Here is a 17,984-nt window from a genome sequence, read left to right as displayed (position 1 = left end):
AATGAACGAATCCAGGATTTGGGCTTTTATCGGGATTTGTTTCTGGATCATGCCTACGGCATTCTGACAGGATATCGTGTTGGATTTCTACCAAGCTGTCGTGCCTACGGTACTGACCGGGTTCGTCTGTAAAAACAGTCCCATCGGGACGATAGCTCGGTAGCAAATAGATGTTTGTCGTCTCAAGAGTCCCATCGGGACGATCCAATGAACGAATCCAGGATTTGGGCTTTTATCGGGATTTGTTTCTGGATCATGCCTACGGCATTCTGACAGGATATCGTGTTGGATTTCTACCAAGCTGTCGTGCCTACGGTACTGACCGGGTTCGTCTGCGAAAGCAGTCCCAGCGGGATGACAGCTTGCCCCCCTTAGGACCGATCCTTTTCAAACACCGCAAGTTTCGGATTTCATCGCTTCTGGGGATTTTGAAGATTTGTCCCATAAATTTGAAAGCCATGGAAACCCAGACAGATCTCAATTACCAGCGTATCGCCGAGGCCATCGCCTACCTCCGTGCCAACTTCAAAACCCAGCCTAGCCTGGACGAAGTGGCGGAGCAGGTTCACCTCAGCCCGGCGCATTTCCAGCGCCTATTTACCGAGTGGGCGGGCACCAGTCCCAAAAAATTCCTCCAATACATCAGCGTCGAGCATGCCAAGCGCCTGCTGCAAAACTCGCAGACTTCGCTTTTCGATACCGCCTACGAGACGGGGCTTTCCAGTTCCAGCCGACTCCATGAGCTCTTTGTCAACATCGAGGGCATGAGTCCCGCGGAGTACCGGGACGGAGGCAAAGACTTGCAGATCAACTACAGCTTTGCCGAAAGTCCCTTTGGGCAGCTGATCGTCGCGTCCACGGCGAAAGGCGTCTGCTCGATGGCCTTTGAGGAAAATGAAAAAAAAGGCTTGGAAGACCTAAGGCAAAGATTTCCAAACGCGGACTTTTGCCAAAAGCTTGATCTCCACCAGCAGCACGCGCTTTTCATCTTCCAAAACGACTGGAGCAAACTCAGCGAGATCAAGCTCCACCTGCGGGGTACGGACTTCCAGCTGAAAGTCTGGGAAAGCCTGCTCAAGATTCCCATGGGCAAGCTCCAAACCTACGGCCACATCGCCGAACAGATCGGCAATCCCAAGGCATCGCGGGCGGTGGGGACGGCCATTGGCAGCAATCCGGTCGCCTTTCTTATCCCCTGCCATCGCGTGATCCAATCTTCGGGTGACTTTGGCGGATACATGTGGGGGCCGACTAGGAAGGCTGCGATTATTGGTTGGGAAGGGGTGAGAAGCAATTCCGAGGGCTGATCTTATGGAAAATATAATCCAAAGAATCGACCATGCCGACTGGGGCGGGGTGACAGAAGAGATGCACCAAAACGGATTTGCCATGCTGCCGAAACTCCTGACGGATGCGCAATGCGAGGCCTTGAAAGCGGGCTACGGAAGTTCTGGCCAGTATCGCAAAACGGTCGTCATGGCCCGACATCGCTTTGGCCTCGGGGAGTACAAGTATTTTGACTACCCTTTGCCAGCCCTTATCCAAACGATCCGAACCGAAATGTACGCCCGTCTCGCGCCCATTGCCAATACCTGGTTTTCGGCTTTGAAAGTCGACGTTCAGTTTCCGGCCGAACACGGCGACTTTCTCCATCAATGCCACCAAGCAGGCCAGCGAAAGGCGACCGTACTGATCCTGAAGTACGGCGAAGGCGGGTTTAACACCCTGCACCAGGACCTGTATGGAGAGGTCTATTTCCCGATGCAGGTCGTTTTGTTTCTGGACGCGCCGGGTCAGGACTACACCGGCGGGGAGTTTGTGCTCACCCAGCAGGTACCAAGGGCTCAGTCCAAAGCGATGGTACTTCAGCCGAGGAAAGGCGATCTACTGATCTTTACGACGAATTTTAAACCGGAGAAAGGATCGAAGGGTTATTACCGCGTCAATATGAAACATGGGGTGAGCGAGGTGAAAAGCGGCAGCCGCCATACCTTGGGGATCATCTTTCACGACGCGACCAGCTAACGAGTCTGGAAGATGCGAGAGCACTGCGAGACGGATGACTTGACGCTGCGGGTTTTGATACGAAGTGGCTTTTGCCGGAAACAGCAAACTGAGGATCTACGGCAAGCTGTCCTGCACCTCGGGCAAACGAATGAAACGGGAAAACCGGGTGTTTTTTCGGTCAGAAAAAGAAGCGATTGAAAACGGGTTTCGCCCTTGTGAGCACTGCATGAAGGAAAAATACAAACAATGGATCTATTCAACCAAGCCATAGACAAGACAAAAAACTGGCTGCCCTATGACGGCACGGTAAACTACTATGGGAAGCTGATGCCCCCTGAGAAAGCTGATTATTATTGCCAAAAGCTGCTGGAGACCATCGAGTGGAAAAATGACGAAGCCGTGATCTTTGGCAAAAAGATCATCACCAAGCGCAAGGTCGCCTGGTATGGAGAGCGGGCCTTTGAGTACACCTACTCAAACACCACCAAGCATGCCTTGCCTTGGACCAAAGAACTGTTGGAACTGAAAACGCTGATCGAGGCCGAAACGGGCGAGACCTTCAACTCCTGCCTGCTCAACCTGTATCATACGGGTGAGGAGGGCATGGCCTGGCACAGCGACGGAGAGGCGGATCTGAAGAAAAACGGGGCGATTGGCTCGCTGAGCTTCGGTGCGGAGCGTAAGTTTGCCTTTAAGCACAAGCAAACCAAAGAAAAGGTAGAGCTCATCCTGGAGCACGGCAGCCTGCTGGTGATGAAGGGCACGACCCAGACGTATTGGCTGCACCGATTGCCTCCGACAAAGCGTGTGAGCTCGCCCAGGGTAAATCTGACGTTTCGGACAATCGTGGGCTAGAGCGGCTTTTTGGAAACTGGGTCGCTGCTTTCAGAGTCGGTTTGCTTGTTTTTTCTCTTTTCCAAAAAATAGTCGGGAGGCAGGGTGACGATCTTTCCGTCGATCTGTGCGACGATGTCCTGGCCCAGCCTCTTTTTCATCAGGAGAAAGTCTTCCGAAGAATTGAGAATAGCACTTTTTATCTTTTCGGCTAAAGTGTTTTTTTCGTCTTCACTCATTTGGAATAGGATTTAATGAGTTCGTATTTTTCTTTGTCGAGAATATTGATTGTCGCTCTTTTTTCAGCAACGAGTTTAGGCTCAGGAGTTGAGTTGTCAAATATGAATAGATAATCAACTTCATTGAAAAAGAGTTTAAACAAGTTTTCTATCCCTCTTTGATACCTCCTAGTCACGATTTCAGGAGGGATGTGGTGCCCCCCTTCTGAAACCCGCTTTTTCACCCTTTCGATAGCTAATTCTGGCGATTCTAGCCAAAAGAATATCAAGGACACGTAATATCCCTTTTTCTTGGCCTTTTTGACAATGCCCGTGTAAGACCTGGTGGACAAAGTGGTTTCGAAGGCAAAATCTTCACCTTTTTCCATGAGTTCCGCAATGCGGGAAAGCATGATTCTCCCTGCTTCGAGGGCGACTTTTTCGGGTTGAAAAGGCGAGAGCCCTCGGGCTATTTCATCCGCATTCACAAATTCCCTGCAATCCAGAAGTTCGGGTAGAACCCGGAAGGAAGCGGTGGTTTTTCCCGCCCCATTGCAACCTGCGATGATGTAAAGCCGCTTTTGAGCCATGCCCGAATTTGCCAAAAAAAAGCGAAAATAGCCTAGGCCAGACGCCGACACCAAAAAACCTTGTACCCACTCCCCGTCTTTGTGCCGATCAGGAAGTCTTCGCCGCCATCCTTGAGACCCAGCTTTTTCTTCAGGTCCTCCGCGCCCGTCACGTAGTTGCGGCAGATGACATTGGTTTTGCCTGAGGGGAAAAGCGATTTGATTTCCTGCTTTTTGGGAGAAATCTCCCGAATCACCTCAAACACACGGCCGGGAATGTCCCCGGGGAGCTCAGTTCCCGTGTAGAGGTGGCTGTTGTTTTCCAGCTTTTTCAAGCCAAAGCGCTCTCCGAAAAGTTTGAAGGCTCCCGCTTTCAAGATGCCGCTCAGCGGCTCGATCAGGAGCTTTTCCGCTTCTCCCAGCCTGACCTGGGCCTTTTCCTCCTCACTGGGGGAAAAGTCAAATCCAGGCATGGCACTTCCCAAATCCCGGATTTCGATGCGGTTTTCAGATGCTTCCTGCCCTCTTTCCCAAAAAAGTAAAAGCTCCTTCACCTCGTTTTTGACGGAGACGATCGTTACTTTCTGGATATCGGGAAGCTCCAGCCATGCCTGTGAGATGTCCAGCATGGGGGATACTTTGAGCAGGATGCGTCTGCTTTTGTTTTTCATCAGCTCCCAAGCGCCGACCACGTCGGGCTCGCAGTCCTGCAGCCGGTAAAGCTTTTGGTTACCTGTGCCGCGGCGTGCGGGATCCGCGTAGATCAGGTCAAATTGGGTATCGGTTTTTTCCAAAAAATCCAATCCGTCTCCTTCTACAAACTCATATTTTCTCCCCAAACCCTCCAAGGGTTCAGAACGCTTGGAGGGTTCCAGGTGCTCGAGATTGTGCTTGGAGATTTGAAAAAGTTCGGGCTGTCTTTCGCAGTAGATGCCTTTCTGGAAGCCCTCGCTCAGATGGTAGAAGTCCACGCCGAAGCCTCCGGTCAGGTCGATCATCGTATTGCCATGAAGTCCCTCGGCTTTGAACCGGGCCGTTTCTTCGGAGGAGCTTTGCTCTAGAGAGATGGAAGCGGGAAAGAGCAAAACCGGGTTTCCTGCCCATTCGGGGAGCTTTTTCGCCGCCTTTTGCCGGGCGGAGATCTGCTGCACGGCAGCTTTGAGGTCAAAGGCTACTTTGCCCTGGTACTTTAAAAGCAAAAGTGCAGGATCTCCGCTGAGGTGATCCTGCACAAAGTTTCTGAAGTCAGCGCTATTGGATTCGCTGAGATTCATCAAACGAGCTTGTTTTCCAACAGATATTCTGCGATCTGCACGGCGTTGGTCGCCGCGCCTTTTCTGAGGTTGTCTGCCACGATCCACATGTTGAGCGTGTTGGGCTGGGACTCGTCCCTTCTCAGTCGGCCTACGAAGACCTCGTCTTTCTTGTGCGCGTTGATCGGCATAGGATAGACGAAGTTGGCAGGATCGTCCTGTACGACCACGCCGGGAGTCGCCTCCAGCAGGGAGCGAACTTCCGCGAGGTCAAAATCCTCTTTGAACTCCACGTTGACCGCCTCGGAGTGGCCACCCATGGTCGGGATGCGCACGGTGGTGGAGGTCACTTGGATGCTGTCGTCGCTGAAGATTTTCTTGGTCTCATTGATCATCTTCATCTCCTCCTTGGTGTAGCCGTTTGGCTGGAAGACGTCGATATGAGGCAGGACGTTCATGTCGATCTTGTGCGGGTACACCATATCAGGCGTAGTGCCGGCGCGCTCCGCCATCATCTGGTCCACGGCGGCCTTGCCCGTGCCGGTCACAGACTGGTAGGTGGACACGACCACGCGCTTGATGCCGTAGCGGTTTCTGAGCGGTTCCAAAGCCAGCACCATCTGGATGGTGGAGCAGTTGGGGTTGGCGATGATTTTATCAGTAGCGGTAAGTTCCTTGGCGTTGATTTCCGGTACGACCAGCTTTTTGGTAGGATCCATTCTCCAAGCGGAGGAGTTGTCCACCACTGTGGTACCTGCCTCGGCAAATTTCGGAGCCCACTCCAGGGAAGTGCTGCCGCCGGCGGAGAAAATGGCGATTTCCGGTTTGGCTGCCACCGCATCAGCCAGGCCGATCACGGTGTGTTTCTTACCCTTGTACTCGATCTGTTTGCCCACGGAGCGCTCGGAAGCGACCAGGAGAAGTTCGTCATAGGGGAAGTTGTGCTCGTCGAGCACTTCGAGAATTTCGGTACCAACCAGTCCGGTAGCACCTACTACAGCCAGTTTCATAGGATTGTAAATTAATTTTGGTCTGCAAAAGTAAGGACTATGTGCTCTTTTTCAGGCATGTGTCCGAAAATTTTCAATTGTTTTTGATCTCCTACGGAAAAGGAATTCTTTAGTTTTATATATTTAGGTAAGGCTTTTTAGGATTTTTTCCGATGCGGCGATTCTTTTTCAAAGGCTTTGTTTCGCTTTTCCCACTTTTCTTTTGGATGGGGGCGGAGCGATGCTTTGCCCAGCGCCAAGATTTTGAGTCGGACTTTCAGCTGGCCAGCTTTCCCGCGGAGTTTCTTCCCCGTTGGTATGGCAGTGAGGTTTCGGGCGGTTCTTCCCGTATTTTTCAGCTGGCTGGGCAGGGTCGGGGAGGAGGAAGGGCCCTCGCCGTGCAGGCCCTCAGTACTTTTGACGCCAAGATCTGGGTGCGCCTGAGTCCCGCTGAGTTTGAAAACCCCGAATTGGCCTTTTACGCCAAGTCGATCAGGAATGGTAGCGGTAACCGCCCGGTTCTGCTTTTTTACTCTTGGGGAGAAAGCTTGGATGGGACGTTCAGCACACCTGTCCAGATTGGCACGGACTCCGAGTTTCCCAACGAAAACCAGGAATACCGCAGGTTTTCCCTAGAGCTTCCCGAAGCGCTGAGATCCGGGGAAGGGGCAGTAATGAAGCTGGAGGTTCGCTATGGGCCGGGCTCGGGGACGGCGGCGCGCTGGGTGATGGATGACTTTGAGTTTGGCGATTTGGTTCGCGATCAGACTGCGCCTGAAGTGTTGGAAGTGAAGGGCTATGGAGAAAAATCCGTTTTGCTGGGGTTTTCGGAGAAAGTCGATCCGGTTTTCGCCATTTTCCCCATCGCCTATGAGTTGAACGGACGTAATCCGGAAAGCGTCAGCTTAGTGCAGGATTCTGTCGCCGTTTTGGATTTTGGAGAAAGCTTGGAGCAGGGAAAGGTCTATTCCCTTGCGCTTGGGCAAGTTCCGGATCTGGAGGGAAATTTCCTTCGGGACACGCTGGTCAATTTCGTTTTTTCTGATCCCACCGCGTTTGAAGCCAAGTCTTTGGTCATCAATGAGCTCATGCCGGCTCCCCGTGCCGACCAGCACCTGCCCAATGCGGAATATATAGAGCTCTTTCATGCAGGTGATCGCGAGTACAGGCTTGCTGGCTTGACGCTTTCCAATTCCCGTGCCAGCACCCAACTGGGGGAATATTGGCTGAGACCGGGGGAGTACCTGATTTTGGCTCCCGAGGCCCAAGCGGCGCAGTTCAGAGAGTTTGGAAAGGTGTTGCCCGTGAAGAACTGGCCTACGCTGCTGAATTCAGGGGATGTGGCGAGCCTCAGCAGCCCAGTAGGACTGTTGATCGACCGCATTTCCTACACCACAGCGAGCTGGGGCGGGAGCGAGTTCGCCAGTGGAGGCTATAGCCTGGAGGTAGTCAATCCCCATTTTCTGTGCGACAATTCTGGTTTTTTGAAAGCCTCCATCGACTCCCGCAGAGGTACCCCCGGATCGCAAAATTCTGTTTTTGATGCCGAGTCCAGCCGGTCTGCCCCGGTTTTGGAAGCCGGCTTTTTCAAAGATTCTCTGGAGATTCGATTGGTCTTTTCTGAGCCTATCTTGCCAGCCCTGACTGCGGACGATTTCATTTTTTCTCCCCGGTTGATCGTGGATCGAGTCGAATTTGCGGGAGGAAATGAAGTCAGGGTGTTGCTCCAAGCTCCGGCTTTGGCAAGCCAGCCCTACGAACTGGAGCTTTCGGGCCTTCGGGACTGCTTCGGCTCTGCACTTGCTGGTCTGAAGGCCAGGTTGGTTTTGGCTGAGATTCCCCAGACGGGCGACTTGATCATCAATGAGGTGCTTTTCAATCCCCGCACGGGCGAACCTAAGTTTGTGGAGATCAAAAACACGGGCGGTCGCTACCTCAACTTGGAAGGCTGGTCGCTTGCCAATCTGGACAAAGACGGCAGGCCAGACCAAGGCAAGGTCTTCGGCCGCGCTGGGACGCTATTGGCACCGGAAGGTCACCTTGCCGTCACGACCGATGCCGCAGCGCTGAAGCTGGTATATCCCAAGTCTGCGCAGGGTGATGTCGTACAGATTCCGGCCTTGCCGAGCTACCCCATCGCTGGGGGCGTCGTGGTGTTGCTTTCCGCGCAGGGCGAGACGGTGGAGTCTTTTGCCTACGACGAGAAGATGCACCATCCCCTGCTACGGGATCCAAAAGGAGTCTCTCTGGAGCGGATATCCCCTATGACGCCCGCAGCTGTGGGGATGAATTGGCAGTCTGCGTCGGGAAACGAAGACTACGCCACGCCGGGCAGAAAAAATTCCCAGTCGATTTCCGGGGAATTCGAAGAGGAAATGATCCAGATCGACCCGGAGGTCTTTGATCCCTTGGGCAGTTCTGGGCCGTCCTTTGCGAGTATCCGCTATGAGATCGGGCAAAGCGGCTGGGTGGGGATCTTTAGGATTTTTTCTTCCTCGGGACAATGGGTGCAGACGCTGGCACAAAACCAGGTCTTGGGGACAAGCGGCCTGCTGACCTGGGCCGGGACTGATGCTTCGGGCAAGATGGCCAAGCCGGGATACTATGTATTGCTTGTGGAGCTATTTGAGCCCGGAGGGAGAACGAAGGTTGTCAAAAAGACCATTGTAGTCGCAACCCAGTTTTAATTTGGGTTATTCGTGGACTTTGACCTTCTTTTTGGGTATTTTGGAGAAAACCTTGAAACCATGGAACCGGATTTGATTTCAGCAGCCCTGCGGGAACTCGTGCTTCGGGACGGCAAAAGCCTGAAGGAAGTACAGCAGTATCTAAGGATGAAGTATCGCCTGGAAGCCGATGAGCTTGTGCTCAAAAGGCGGTTGGAAAAGATGCTCCAAGCCGAAAAAGCCGTCGCCTGACGGTTTTTTCGCTTTTGCAAGCTAGGGGACGGTGACGACCAAAAGAATAATACGCTGACCCTAGTTGATAGGAGGTTTTTGTAAGCTCTTGATTATGAAATGATAGGGGTGTAATTGTCGTTTGAATCGACTCTGTTGAGGCTCGTTTTTCAGGATTGGCGGATTTTTTAATTTTTGCAAATACCAAAGTCAGGCGTATTTTAGAGAACCAAACCACCAATAATCCGTCAAAGTTTTTAATTATAACCCGTCATTATCATGAGCTTGGAAGAAAAAACCGCCTATTCTCAGGAGGAACTGAAGGAGTTTGAAGTGATCATTCTTCAAAAACTTGCTGTCGCAAAAGAAGAGCTGTCTTCTTTGAAAGAAAGCCTAAGCAAGAAAAATGACAGCGGGACGGACTACACGGCATCTACCTCCAAACTGCTGGAAGATGGAGCGGATACGCTGGAGCGGGAGAGCCTGAGCCAGCTGGCAGCCCGTCAGCAGAAGTTTGTGATCAATCTCGAAAATGCCCTCATCCGCATCAAAAACGGAACGTATGGCATCTGCGTGGACACTGGCAAGTTGATCTCGAAAGAAAGACTGAAGGCCGTGCCCCACACCATGCACTCCATCGAGGCCAAACTCGCCAAAAAATAAGCGTGGATTTTCTGCACCGGCATATCGAGGCGCTCATTTTTTGTGCCCCAGAGCCTCTGGCAGTGGGGGAGATTTCCAAGTGCCTCAGTGAGATGTTTGCCGCAGAAGTTCCCCTCGATCACATTGAGTCGGCCATCTACGATCTCAGGAAGAAATACAACGAGGAGGATTTTGCGTTTTCCCTGGAGCATTTGGGGGGAGGCTACCAATTTTTGACCAAGCCAGCCTATCAGGCCAGTATCAGCATCCTGCTCAAGCAACAGTCGCAAAAGCGGCTTTCCAGTGCCCAGCTCGAGACCTTGTCCATCATTGCCTACAAGCAGCCCATTACCAAGGGAGAGATCGAGCAGATCCGCGGAGTCAACTGCGACTATTCCGTGCAGAAGCTTTTGGAAAAGGAGCTGATCGAAATCAAGGGAAAGTCCGAAAGTGTCGGCAAACCTCTCATTTACGGTACTTCCGACAAGTTTATGGAGTACTTCGGGATCAATTCCATCAAAGACCTTCCCCAGCCCAAGGATTTTTCCCAGCCCGAAAACCAGATCGGAGAGGAAAGGGAGTAGCGTTCAGTGGGCAGTCTCAGTATGCAGTGATCAGTCGTTTTTTTAATAGCCACTCACCACTCACTTTTTCTTTACACCGGCTTCACCTTGGCCAGTCTGGAAACAAGGAATTTTCTCCCCGAGCCCACTTCCTCACACAGCACACGAGTCCTACGGGTTTCCCCTTTCTGAAATTGCCGGCCTGAAAGAATAAACTGCCTTCCCGGCGTGAGGTCTGATAGGAAGATCTCATCGCTGCCGCTTGCGGAGGCTGCGTCGTATTTGCTCATCTCTTTCATCAAAAAGAGATCCCTGGACGAGCTGGCTGCGGGATTGGCCATATGGTGGCGGAGTGGGATGAGGATGTCTATTGGGAATACGCCGTCTGTAAGCACGGGCGCCATGAGGCTTCGAAACTCCCGCTTCCACTCCGGCCCATGGGGGGCGTGGCCAAAGCCGTGTTTTTCGAAGGCATGAAGATGCGCGACCTCGTGGATGTAGGTCAGTAGAAACTGGTAGGGGTTTAGGTCCGAATTGATCGTGATGGTCTGTATTTTCCGGTCTTTGCGATAGCGGAAGTCGCCCAGTTTGGATGTCCGGGGTCTTTGGACTTTGAAGGAAAAAGGGATCTTTTCCCAAAGATCGAGGCAATAGGGGATGGATGCGGGCGGTAGGTGCTTTTCGAAAATCGCCCGTAGTTGCTGTTTGGGGTCCGTCTGCTTCACGAGCGTCGAGATAGGGAGTCTATTTCCGAATGTAAACCGAGTCTGGTCACCGAGCAAAGTTTGTCGAGCGGAAAGGGCAAAAAAAAGAGTCCCGATCTCGGGACTCTTGGATTTTTCCTTTTTCGGGATTGATTACTGTACTGGAGCAGCAGCAGTAGAGTCAGCAACGACTGCAGTAGAATCTACAGCAGGAGCTTCTTCAACAACTGGAGTCTCTTCAACAACTACAGTTTCTTCAACTACAGTCTCTTCAGTTGTTTTGTTACCGCAAGAAGCAGTAGCGATCAAGCCAGCGATTGCGAAAATTGCAAATACCTTTTTCATTTGTTATGGTTTTCTTAATTACGAAGCAAAGGTACTAGTATTGTTTTCAATTCTACAAGGGGCCGCTCAAATATTTTTTATTTGTTTTTGTAAACAATTTTTACCGGAACTCCTTCGAAATCAAAGTTTTCACGGATGCGGTTTTCCAAGTATCTGGTATAGGGGTCTTTGATGTATTGGGGCAGGTTGCAGAAGAACGCGAAAACCGGGTTTTTGGTCGGCAGCTGGGTCACGTACTTGATCTTGATGTATTTTCCTTTCCAGGCTGGCGGAGGGTACTTCTCGATCTCCTGGAGCATCACGTCGTTTAGCTTGGAGGTGGATACTCTTCTGGTTTTGTTTTCAAATACCTTGACGGCCAGCTCGATGGCTTGGAAGATCCGCTGTCGCTCGGTGACCGAAGTGAAGATGATCGGGATCCACTTATGTTCCCCAAGTCTGTCCAGCATCTCCTCTTTGATTTTGTTCATGGTTTTGTGGTCCTTTTCGATGAGGTCCCACTTGTTGACCATGATCATGATGCCCTTGTTGTTTTTGATGCCGAGGGAGATCAGGTTGATGTCTTGGGCCTCGAGACCGCGGGTGGCGTCCACCATGATGATTACCACGTCGGATTCTTCCAGGGTCCGTAGGGAGCGCATGACCGAGTAAAACTCGATGTCTTCCTTCACCTTGGCCTTTTTTCGGATCCCGGCGGTGTCGGTAATGATGAAGTCCTGGCCGAAGAGCTTGTAGCGTGTGTGGATGGCATCCCGCGTCGTGCCGGCTTCGTCCGTCACGATAGATCGCTCCTGTCCTAGCAGGGCGTTCAAATAGGACGATTTGCCGACGTTGGGTCGGCCCAGAATCGAAATTTTTGGAATGCCCGCATCGGGATCCTCCACGCCTTCGTCCTCGAAGTGCTTGATGACTTCGTCCAAAAGCTCGCCCGTTCCGCTGCCACTGGCGGAGGCGACGGGGTAGATTTCGAAGTCGCTGATGCCCAGTGCGTAGAATTCGTGCGCCATCATCGCTTTTTCTCTGTTGTCGGCTTTGTTGGCGACGATGTAGAGCGGCTTGGTGGTGCTGCGGAGCTCATTGGCAAACTCAGAGTCCAAGTCAGTCAGTCCGTCTATGCAGTCCACGACAAAGAGGATCACGTCGGCCTCTTCCACGGCGAGTTTTACCTGCTTGCGGATCTCTGCCTCGAATACGTCGTCGGATCCGGTCACATACCCGCCGGTATCGATCACGGAGAAAAACTTGCCCGCCCACTGCGCATGTCCGTAGTGGCGGTCACGGGTGACCCCGCTCATGTTGTCTTCGATAGCCTTGCGTTCTTCTACCAGTCGGTTGAAAAGCGTGGACTTGCCCACATTTGGCCTACCTACTATTGCTACAATATTTGCCATGATCAAGATGGGTCGTACCCAAATTTTTTAAGTTTCAGTTTATTTTTTCTCCAGTCCTGCTCTACTTTCACGTGGGTCTCCAGATGGACTTTCTTTCCGAAAAACTTCTCCAGCTCCTCCCGGGATTCGATGCCGACTTTCTTCAGCATCTTACCCTTTTCCCCGATGATGATGCCTTTTTGGCTGTCGCGCTCACAAAAGATCGTCGCGCGGATCTTGATGATGGCCTCTTCGTCGTAGAAGTCTTCGATGGAGACTTCCGTGCTGTAGGGAATCTCCTTTTTGTAGTTGTTGAAGATTTTTTCCCGGATGATCTCGGAGGCAAAGAACCGCTCGGGGCGGTCCGTTAGTTCCTCCTTGTCGTAAAAAGGCGGGTGTACCGGCAGGCGGTCGACGATTTCCTGAAGGATTCTTTCGGTGTTGAATTTTTCCTGGGCCGAAATCGGGATGACTGTCTCATGCTTGATCTTGGCCGTCCAGTAGGCGGTGACCTCTTCGAGTTGGCCTTCTTTGGCCAGGTCGATTTTGTTGATGACCAGCAATACCGGGATTCCCGACTCGTTGATTTTGGCGATGACTTCCTCGATTTCCTCCTCCGTTTCGTAGAGATCCGTGACAAAGACGATGACATCGGCGTCTTCCAATGAAAGGTTTACGAAGCTCATCATGTTCTTGTGAAGCTCGTATTTGGGCTTTAGCATGCCCGGCGTATCGGAAAACACGATCTGGTACTCGTCTGTATTGATCAGGCCAAGTATGCGGTGGCGTGTGGTCTGGGCTTTGGACGAGATGATGGAGAGCCGCTCGCCCACCAGGATATTCATGAGCGTCGACTTGCCTACGTTGGGTTTTCCTACGATGTTGACAAATCCGGCTTTGTGGGTTGGGGCGCTCATTTTTTTGAAATTTCCACAAAGGTAGGTGATTTTTAGACAAAGCGGCAGTCGCGGGATGGCTTTGCAGAATATAATTTGGTGAAGTGCAGGTCGCTTTTGAGGTCAGGATGGACTCGATAGAGGGTTTGCCAAGGCGTATTGCATATTTTTTTAGCAGCAGTTTTGCTTTTTAAGATTAAAGGCCTACTTTTGTATCACCGTTCGCCACAAGGGCGGGTCAAAAAAGAAAATAAAGGCAAAGCCTTAAAGATATATCGCGGGATGGATCATCCCGATGGCTATTGGGAGGTAGTACGTCGGAAGATTCACTTGCAAACGGAATATCGCGGGATGGAGCAGTTGGTAGCTCGTCGGGCTCATAACCCGAAGGTCACAGGTTCGAGTCCTGTTCCCGCTACTACGAAGCCGGTCAGAAATGATCGGCTTTTTGTGTTTTATAGGATTTCTGATACAGGTTGTGGATTCGCGTTAATTCCAATTGGTTTTGAATAGCTAAAACTTGTCCCATTTTTTGTCCCAGAATTTGTCCCAGTTTTTGATTCATTCTTCATTTTTTGAATCCATTTTAATTGAACTTGAATTCAACAGGAATTACCCGATTGGAAGAGAGGGGAGTCCAGCCGTCAGCTTTTATTTTGTGTCGACTAATTGCCGATGCTAAGTGAAATGGAAGCATTTGGTGAATTTTGAGAGGTAAGAAGACAATTCCAAATCATTCAAATAGATTCGAATTAGCTGAAATTAAAGCACTGAATTTTTAAGAAAAAAATATCGGTTAATCTTTCAAATCAGCTATTTGAGGCAGTGGGTGTTTATCAAATTCATTGGGACACACTCCGAATATGACAAGGTGGACGCAAGTACGGTTGAACAATTTTAAAATCGTAAATCAATTGAAATCATGAAATCGAGCATGGCGAAAACATCACATACTGGTATGAATGCCGACACTGCGAGATTCTCCCGAAGAAAAATCGGGACAGGCTATCTGAAAGTATTATAGAAGCAAGAATGAAGCTGTTCTCAAAAGGACTCTTTATAAAAGCTTCAGATCGCTCAATCTGGAAGTTCCTTTGATTACTTCTACTGCCAATAATTTAATGCTTTTTGAAGTCAGCATGTGGTCAATCTGTTTTCTCACCGCCACTACTTCAAAGTGCAGGGGGCAAGGGTTTTTTTCAGAACATTTGGGAAGTCCCAAACTGCACCCGGCAAAAAGTTCATCTCCCTCGATTGCTCTCACTACGTCTTTCAAGGTGACCTTTGTATGGGATTCATCGGTATAAAAGCCACCGTTGGGACCTTTTTGTGATCCGATAATTTTAGCTTTCACCAATGTCTGGAGAATCTTCGCTGTAAAGGCCTCGGGAGCATCAATTTCAGTCCCGATTTCCTTAGCTCCTACTTTTTTGTCTTCCATACTTTGGGTCCAAATATAGATGACAGACTTGATGGCATACTTGGTCGCTTGTGAGAACATACAGGATGATAATGTCCGAAGATAGTGTCGATATTCGGTCTGTAAACAGAAAAACCGGATCAAAGTTCAATCCGGCCTTTTCTTTTTTAGAAAACCATAAACATTATCTTATTTGGGAAGCAGCACCTGGTCAACCACGTGGATGATTCCATTGGAAGCTGACACCGTTCCGATGATTTTTGCTCCGTTGATGGTCACTGATCCATCCTCAGCCACAGCCACAGTGACAGATCGGCCATCTGCGGTTCCCAGATTTCTTCCGTTCACAAAATCTTCCGGTTTGTAAACGCCAAGGAGCACATGGTACTCCAAGATGTCCCGGAGTTTCCGCTGATTTTCCGGTTTTACCAGATCGTCCAAGGTGCCCGCAGGAAGTGCGTCAAAGGCAGCATTGGTTGGAGCAAACACGGTGAATGGGCCTACATTGGTCAAGGCATCCACGTAATCAGCCGCTTTCAAAGCAGCCACTAAGGTAGAGTGGTCAGGAGAACCAACTGCAACCTGGACAACGTTTGGGTTAGACTCGTCGTCCACCACTCCGGATTGGCCGGCTGTCAGAGCAGCGCCTACCGTTTCGGTGTTTTGATTTTCGCTAGAGGAGCCACCGCAGGAAATTCCTACGAATGCTAAACCAACCATCAGGGGATAAAACAACTTTTTCATAGTCTTTTTGGATATGGGTTCAATTACATCTTGGAAAGGATTTCGATACTCTTAATCAGGCAGCGACTTTTCGCTGATTTTCAATGAATAAAAGTAAACCACATTAAAATAAAAGACAAAAAAGTCCTTTAATATTTAATCTGATTTTGATCATTCTTTTCCATGAAAAAAGACGGCTTTTCTTGAAGCCGTCTTTTGTGAATTATGAGATCTTTAGAAATTGAAGCTGACCATCGCGAAGTAATTTCTTCCGGGAGAATACATCGGAGTCTTGTCAGTGCCGATCGGTCTGCTCAGATGCTCGTAGTAAGTCTCATCCAATAAATTCTGAACACCTGCTTTGATCAGGATCTTAGACCCGATTGGGTAGCTTGCATCCAAATCCACGAGAGTGAATCCCGGAGTAGTTCCTTCTCCAAAGGATTCAGAAACCCGGTTTTGATCGGACACAAACCTAAGATTGGCTCCGGTATGCAGTTTCCCATCCAGAAAATGTCCCATCAGTCCGTAGCGAATATCGAGGGGAGCGATCTCAGGGAGGGGGGAGTCCATACCCAAATCTTTGCCATAGGTATAGGCCAATTGGAGAGAATGGCTGATGAGGGAGCTTATTTTTTGTCTAAATGCCAGTTCTGCTCCGGTTTTGAAGGCTTCATCCAGATTAACATATTGCCTTACTCCCGGACTGGTGGCTAATCTCGGCTTTAAATCTGTCTTTACTGAAGTGATGTAATTAACCAAATAAGAACCAAACAGAGTCAGTTCCACTGCGATTTTTTCACGCTCGTAACCCAAAACCAAGTCCAGTTCATAGTTGGTTTCAGGGTTGATTTGAGGATCACCCACCATTTCCCAAGGATCCAGTCCCACAGCGAGGTAGTTGATGTAGCGCTCGAGCAAGCTTCCGCTTCGTCGTACTCCTGCTGCCCAGATTCCGAGGCTGAATGCTTTTCCCAGATCTTTTTGGGCACCGATACTGATGCAGGGATTGAGTTGGGTGTTTTCAACCTCCGGATGAATTTGGGTGAATTCCTCTGCAGGATTATTTGCCACAGCCTGATTAATCTCGAGTCTGCCAGATGCCGTCACCACAGTACTACCAATAGGATAGCTATAGTTTGCGAATAGGCCGGTTTTGCTAATCTCGGAGTCTTGCCATAGGTTGTCATAGAAGATTTTCCCCATCATTGGGCCCATCAATATTTCCCGGGTCCGGGTACCATCCGCCGCTTCTGATTTATAGTCCAATCCGGAAAAAAGTCTTCCCTTTGCAAGTTTCCATTCTCCCTCAGTACGCAATCCCCAGTTTTGGGTAATAGCAGGAGTGCTTGCGTTCATCATTCTGGGATTCATTTCTCTCAACAGGTTGTCCATCAGGTGATCTACTTTGGTAAAATAGACCGAATTGGTCCACAGGACTAAGGATTGCCCGGTGAAAGTCCGGGTATGCTTCAGACTTCCCATCCAGGTATCGTCTGTTCTCAGATCCATTCCCAGGGAAGGGAAATCCACATCTCTGGCGAAATTTCGGTTGATTGAAAACTGCAACAAGTCCTTGGAACTCGCCTGTATGTCTGCGTAAACTCCCAAAGTTCCTCGTTTGAAGTCAGAAGCAACCGGATTTCCATTTCCATCCATGTAGTCACTTCCTGCAGCATAGCTTCCTAATACTCCGACATCATAGTTGGATCCGTGAAAACCGACTCGCCCTTCATTTCTCCAGACATCCCCGTTGGATTCAAACATGGACGAAAGTCTTCCATAAATCCCTGATTCGCTGGTGAAATCCGGGTTTTCCTGGATATAATTGATCGTTCCACCCAAGCCGATTCCATACCTCAGGGCATGTGGACCTTTGAGAATTTCCACTTCACGGATTCGGTTGAGGGCCACTTGGGCAGTGGGAGGGTCCATCCGGTTTGGACAGGCAGCATTGGCCGATTGCATCCCGTTGATGACCACATTGAGTTGGTCGTATTTGAAGCCCCGCATGACAGGGTCGAAAGCGAAACTTCCACCTTTTCGGATTCCCGAAACCACCGGATTCAAAGCCAAAATAGCTCCAGCATCGTGGTTGAGTCTTTCTTGGTCTGAAAGGACGATTTTTTGGTCTTTCTCCTCAGACATTTTTAAAGAAATAACTGAGACAGGCTGGAGACCATGGATGGATTCTTCCCGGAAAGCCTGCTTTGACTGTATTGCTTCATTGACCTTTTTGGGATCCAGGTCCCAGGTGCCGTAACTGATATGGCTGAGCAAAAGCCAGGATTCCGAGTCCTGAAGTAGGGTGATGGTTCCGTTTTCGTCAGAAATCCCCTTTTGAAAGCCATACCGGTAACTTAATCCGATGATGGGTTCTTTGGACCGCTGATCCAGAAACTGAATGGTAGAGGATTGTTGGGCGTAAGTGTAAGAATTGCATAGATATAGCATGACCAGAGCAAAGAATATCCTTGCTGAAGCCTGTAGTGAAGTCTTCATAAAATTTTGATTTTGTGAACTGGGGATTTTCCGGACTGGCTGATCAGCAAGT

At 50.1% G+C, this 17,984-nt stretch carries 19 protein-coding genes, 1 tRNA gene and 1 pseudogene; 10 read left to right on the top strand and 11 right to left on the bottom strand.

Translation table 11 applies throughout. The features are described from left to right. The first annotated feature begins 458 nt into the window (after positions 1–458). The 4 genes from J0A68_RS21620 to J0A68_RS21605 all read left to right on the top strand — a co-directional run bounded on the left by J0A68_RS21620 (position 459) and on the right by J0A68_RS21605 (position 2,862). Positions 459–1,307, top strand: a complete 849-nt coding sequence (locus J0A68_RS21620) for a methylated-DNA--[protein]-cysteine S-methyltransferase (RefSeq protein ID WP_206580338.1) — start codon at positions 459–461, stop codon at positions 1,305–1,307. A 4-nt stretch (positions 1,308–1,311) separates the two neighbouring features. After that, positions 1,312–2,025 (top strand): 2OG-Fe(II) oxygenase, encoded by a 714-nt coding sequence (locus tag J0A68_RS21615; protein WP_206580337.1) that lies wholly within the window; start codon positions 1,312–1,314, stop codon positions 2,023–2,025. Positions 2,026–2,089: 64 nt separating this feature from the next. Further along, complete coding sequence (locus J0A68_RS21610) at positions 2,090–2,278, top strand: Ada metal-binding domain-containing protein (RefSeq protein WP_206580336.1); 189 nt, start codon at positions 2,090–2,092, stop codon at positions 2,276–2,278. Continuing rightward, the gene (locus J0A68_RS21605; protein ID WP_206580335.1) at positions 2,254–2,862 is read left to right on the top strand and encodes an alpha-ketoglutarate-dependent dioxygenase AlkB family protein; all 609 of its coding nucleotides are present in this window, start codon (positions 2,254–2,256) and stop codon (positions 2,860–2,862) included. Before J0A68_RS21610 ends, J0A68_RS21605 begins: the two co-directional genes overlap by 25 nt. Here J0A68_RS21605 and J0A68_RS21600 read toward each other — a convergent pair. Genes J0A68_RS21600 through J0A68_RS21585 form a run of 4 tightly spaced genes read right to left on the bottom strand, consistent with a single transcriptional unit; the run spans position 2,859 to position 5,891 of the window. Then, on the bottom strand, positions 2,859–3,080 hold the full coding sequence (locus J0A68_RS21600) for a hypothetical protein (RefSeq protein ID WP_206580334.1): 222 nt from the start codon (positions 3,078–3,080) through the stop codon (positions 2,859–2,861). The two genes, J0A68_RS21605 and J0A68_RS21600, sit on opposite strands and share 4 nt — an antisense overlap. Continuing rightward, positions 3,077–3,649: an ATPase gene (locus J0A68_RS21595; RefSeq protein WP_206580333.1), complete on the bottom strand. Its 573-nt coding sequence runs from the start codon at positions 3,647–3,649 to the stop codon at positions 3,077–3,079. Before J0A68_RS21595 ends, J0A68_RS21600 begins: the two co-directional genes overlap by 4 nt. Positions 3,650–3,681: 32 nt before the next feature. Then, the gene (locus J0A68_RS21590) at positions 3,682–4,902 is read right to left on the bottom strand and encodes a THUMP-like domain-containing protein (RefSeq protein ID WP_206580332.1); all 1,221 of its coding nucleotides are present in this window, start codon (positions 4,900–4,902) and stop codon (positions 3,682–3,684) included. Next, positions 4,902–5,891: an aspartate-semialdehyde dehydrogenase gene (locus tag J0A68_RS21585; protein ID WP_206580331.1), complete on the bottom strand. Its 990-nt coding sequence runs from the start codon at positions 5,889–5,891 to the stop codon at positions 4,902–4,904. Before J0A68_RS21585 ends, J0A68_RS21590 begins: the two co-directional genes overlap by 1 nt. 152 nt (positions 5,892–6,043) lie before the next feature. Here J0A68_RS21585 and J0A68_RS21580 point away from each other — a divergent pair, with 152 nt between their 5' ends. From J0A68_RS21580 to scpB, 4 genes are all read left to right on the top strand, one after another. Beyond that, entirely contained in the window at positions 6,044–8,557 is a 2,514-nt protein-coding gene (locus J0A68_RS21580) for a lamin tail domain-containing protein (RefSeq protein WP_206580330.1), read from the top strand. Between the two features lie 60 nt (positions 8,558–8,617). Further along, positions 8,618–8,788, top strand: a complete 171-nt coding sequence (locus tag J0A68_RS21575; protein ID WP_206580329.1) for a hypothetical protein — start codon at positions 8,618–8,620, stop codon at positions 8,786–8,788. Between the two features lie 258 nt (positions 8,789–9,046). Next, positions 9,047–9,430 (top strand): TraR/DksA family transcriptional regulator, encoded by a 384-nt coding sequence (locus tag J0A68_RS21570; protein ID WP_206569923.1) that lies wholly within the window; start codon positions 9,047–9,049, stop codon positions 9,428–9,430. 2 nt (positions 9,431–9,432) lie between these two features. After that, the gene (gene scpB, locus J0A68_RS21565) at positions 9,433–9,993 is read left to right on the top strand and encodes an SMC-Scp complex subunit ScpB (protein ID WP_206580328.1); all 561 of its coding nucleotides are present in this window, start codon (positions 9,433–9,435) and stop codon (positions 9,991–9,993) included. 71 nt (positions 9,994–10,064) lie between these two features. Here the strand turns inward: scpB and J0A68_RS21560 are convergent, their stop codons facing one another. From J0A68_RS21560 to era, 4 genes are all read right to left on the bottom strand, one after another. After that, positions 10,065–10,697, bottom strand: a complete 633-nt coding sequence (locus J0A68_RS21560; RefSeq protein WP_206580327.1) for a SprT-like domain-containing protein — start codon at positions 10,695–10,697, stop codon at positions 10,065–10,067. Positions 10,698–10,829: 132 nt separating this feature from the next. Continuing rightward, the gene (locus tag J0A68_RS21555) at positions 10,830–11,021 is read right to left on the bottom strand and encodes a hypothetical protein (protein ID WP_206580326.1); all 192 of its coding nucleotides are present in this window, start codon (positions 11,019–11,021) and stop codon (positions 10,830–10,832) included. Positions 11,022–11,098: 77 nt separating this feature from the next. Continuing rightward, a complete protein-coding gene (gene der, locus J0A68_RS21550) occupies positions 11,099–12,412 on the bottom strand; it encodes a ribosome biogenesis GTPase Der (protein ID WP_206580325.1) in 1,314 nt (437 codons plus the stop codon). A gap of 2 nt (positions 12,413–12,414) precedes the next feature. Then, on the bottom strand, positions 12,415–13,308 hold the full coding sequence (gene era / locus J0A68_RS21545) for a GTPase Era (protein ID WP_206580324.1): 894 nt from the start codon (positions 13,306–13,308) through the stop codon (positions 12,415–12,417). 324 nt (positions 13,309–13,632) lie between these two features. Here era and J0A68_RS21540 point away from each other — a divergent pair. After that, positions 13,633–13,705 (top strand) — tRNA-Met (locus J0A68_RS21540). Positions 13,706–14,083: 378 nt separating this feature from the next. Beyond that, positions 14,084–14,188 (top strand): annotated as a pseudogene (locus tag J0A68_RS22960) (type II toxin-antitoxin system HigB family toxin); the annotation flags it as partial. Positions 14,189–14,344: 156 nt separating this feature from the next. Here the strand turns inward: J0A68_RS22960 and J0A68_RS21530 are convergent. The 3 genes from J0A68_RS21530 to J0A68_RS21520 form a co-directional block, all read right to left on the bottom strand. Next, the gene (locus J0A68_RS21530; RefSeq protein ID WP_206569916.1) at positions 14,345–14,788 is read right to left on the bottom strand and encodes an RrF2 family transcriptional regulator; all 444 of its coding nucleotides are present in this window, start codon (positions 14,786–14,788) and stop codon (positions 14,345–14,347) included. Between the two features lie 108 nt (positions 14,789–14,896). Then, a complete protein-coding gene (locus J0A68_RS21525) occupies positions 14,897–15,451 on the bottom strand; it encodes a fasciclin domain-containing protein (protein ID WP_206580323.1) in 555 nt (184 codons plus the stop codon). Between the two features lie 213 nt (positions 15,452–15,664). Continuing rightward, entirely contained in the window at positions 15,665–17,932 is a 2,268-nt protein-coding gene (locus J0A68_RS21520) for a TonB-dependent receptor domain-containing protein (RefSeq protein ID WP_206580322.1), read from the bottom strand. Between the last annotated feature and the right edge of the window lie 52 nt (positions 17,933–17,984).

The sequence above is a fragment of the Algoriphagus oliviformis genome, from assembly GCF_017254915.1.
Taxonomy (GTDB): Bacteria; Bacteroidota; Bacteroidia; order Cytophagales; family Cyclobacteriaceae; genus Algoriphagus; species Algoriphagus oliviformis.
Note: the sequence above shows the minus strand (reverse complement) of the source record. Positions and strands in the feature narration are given on the sequence as shown.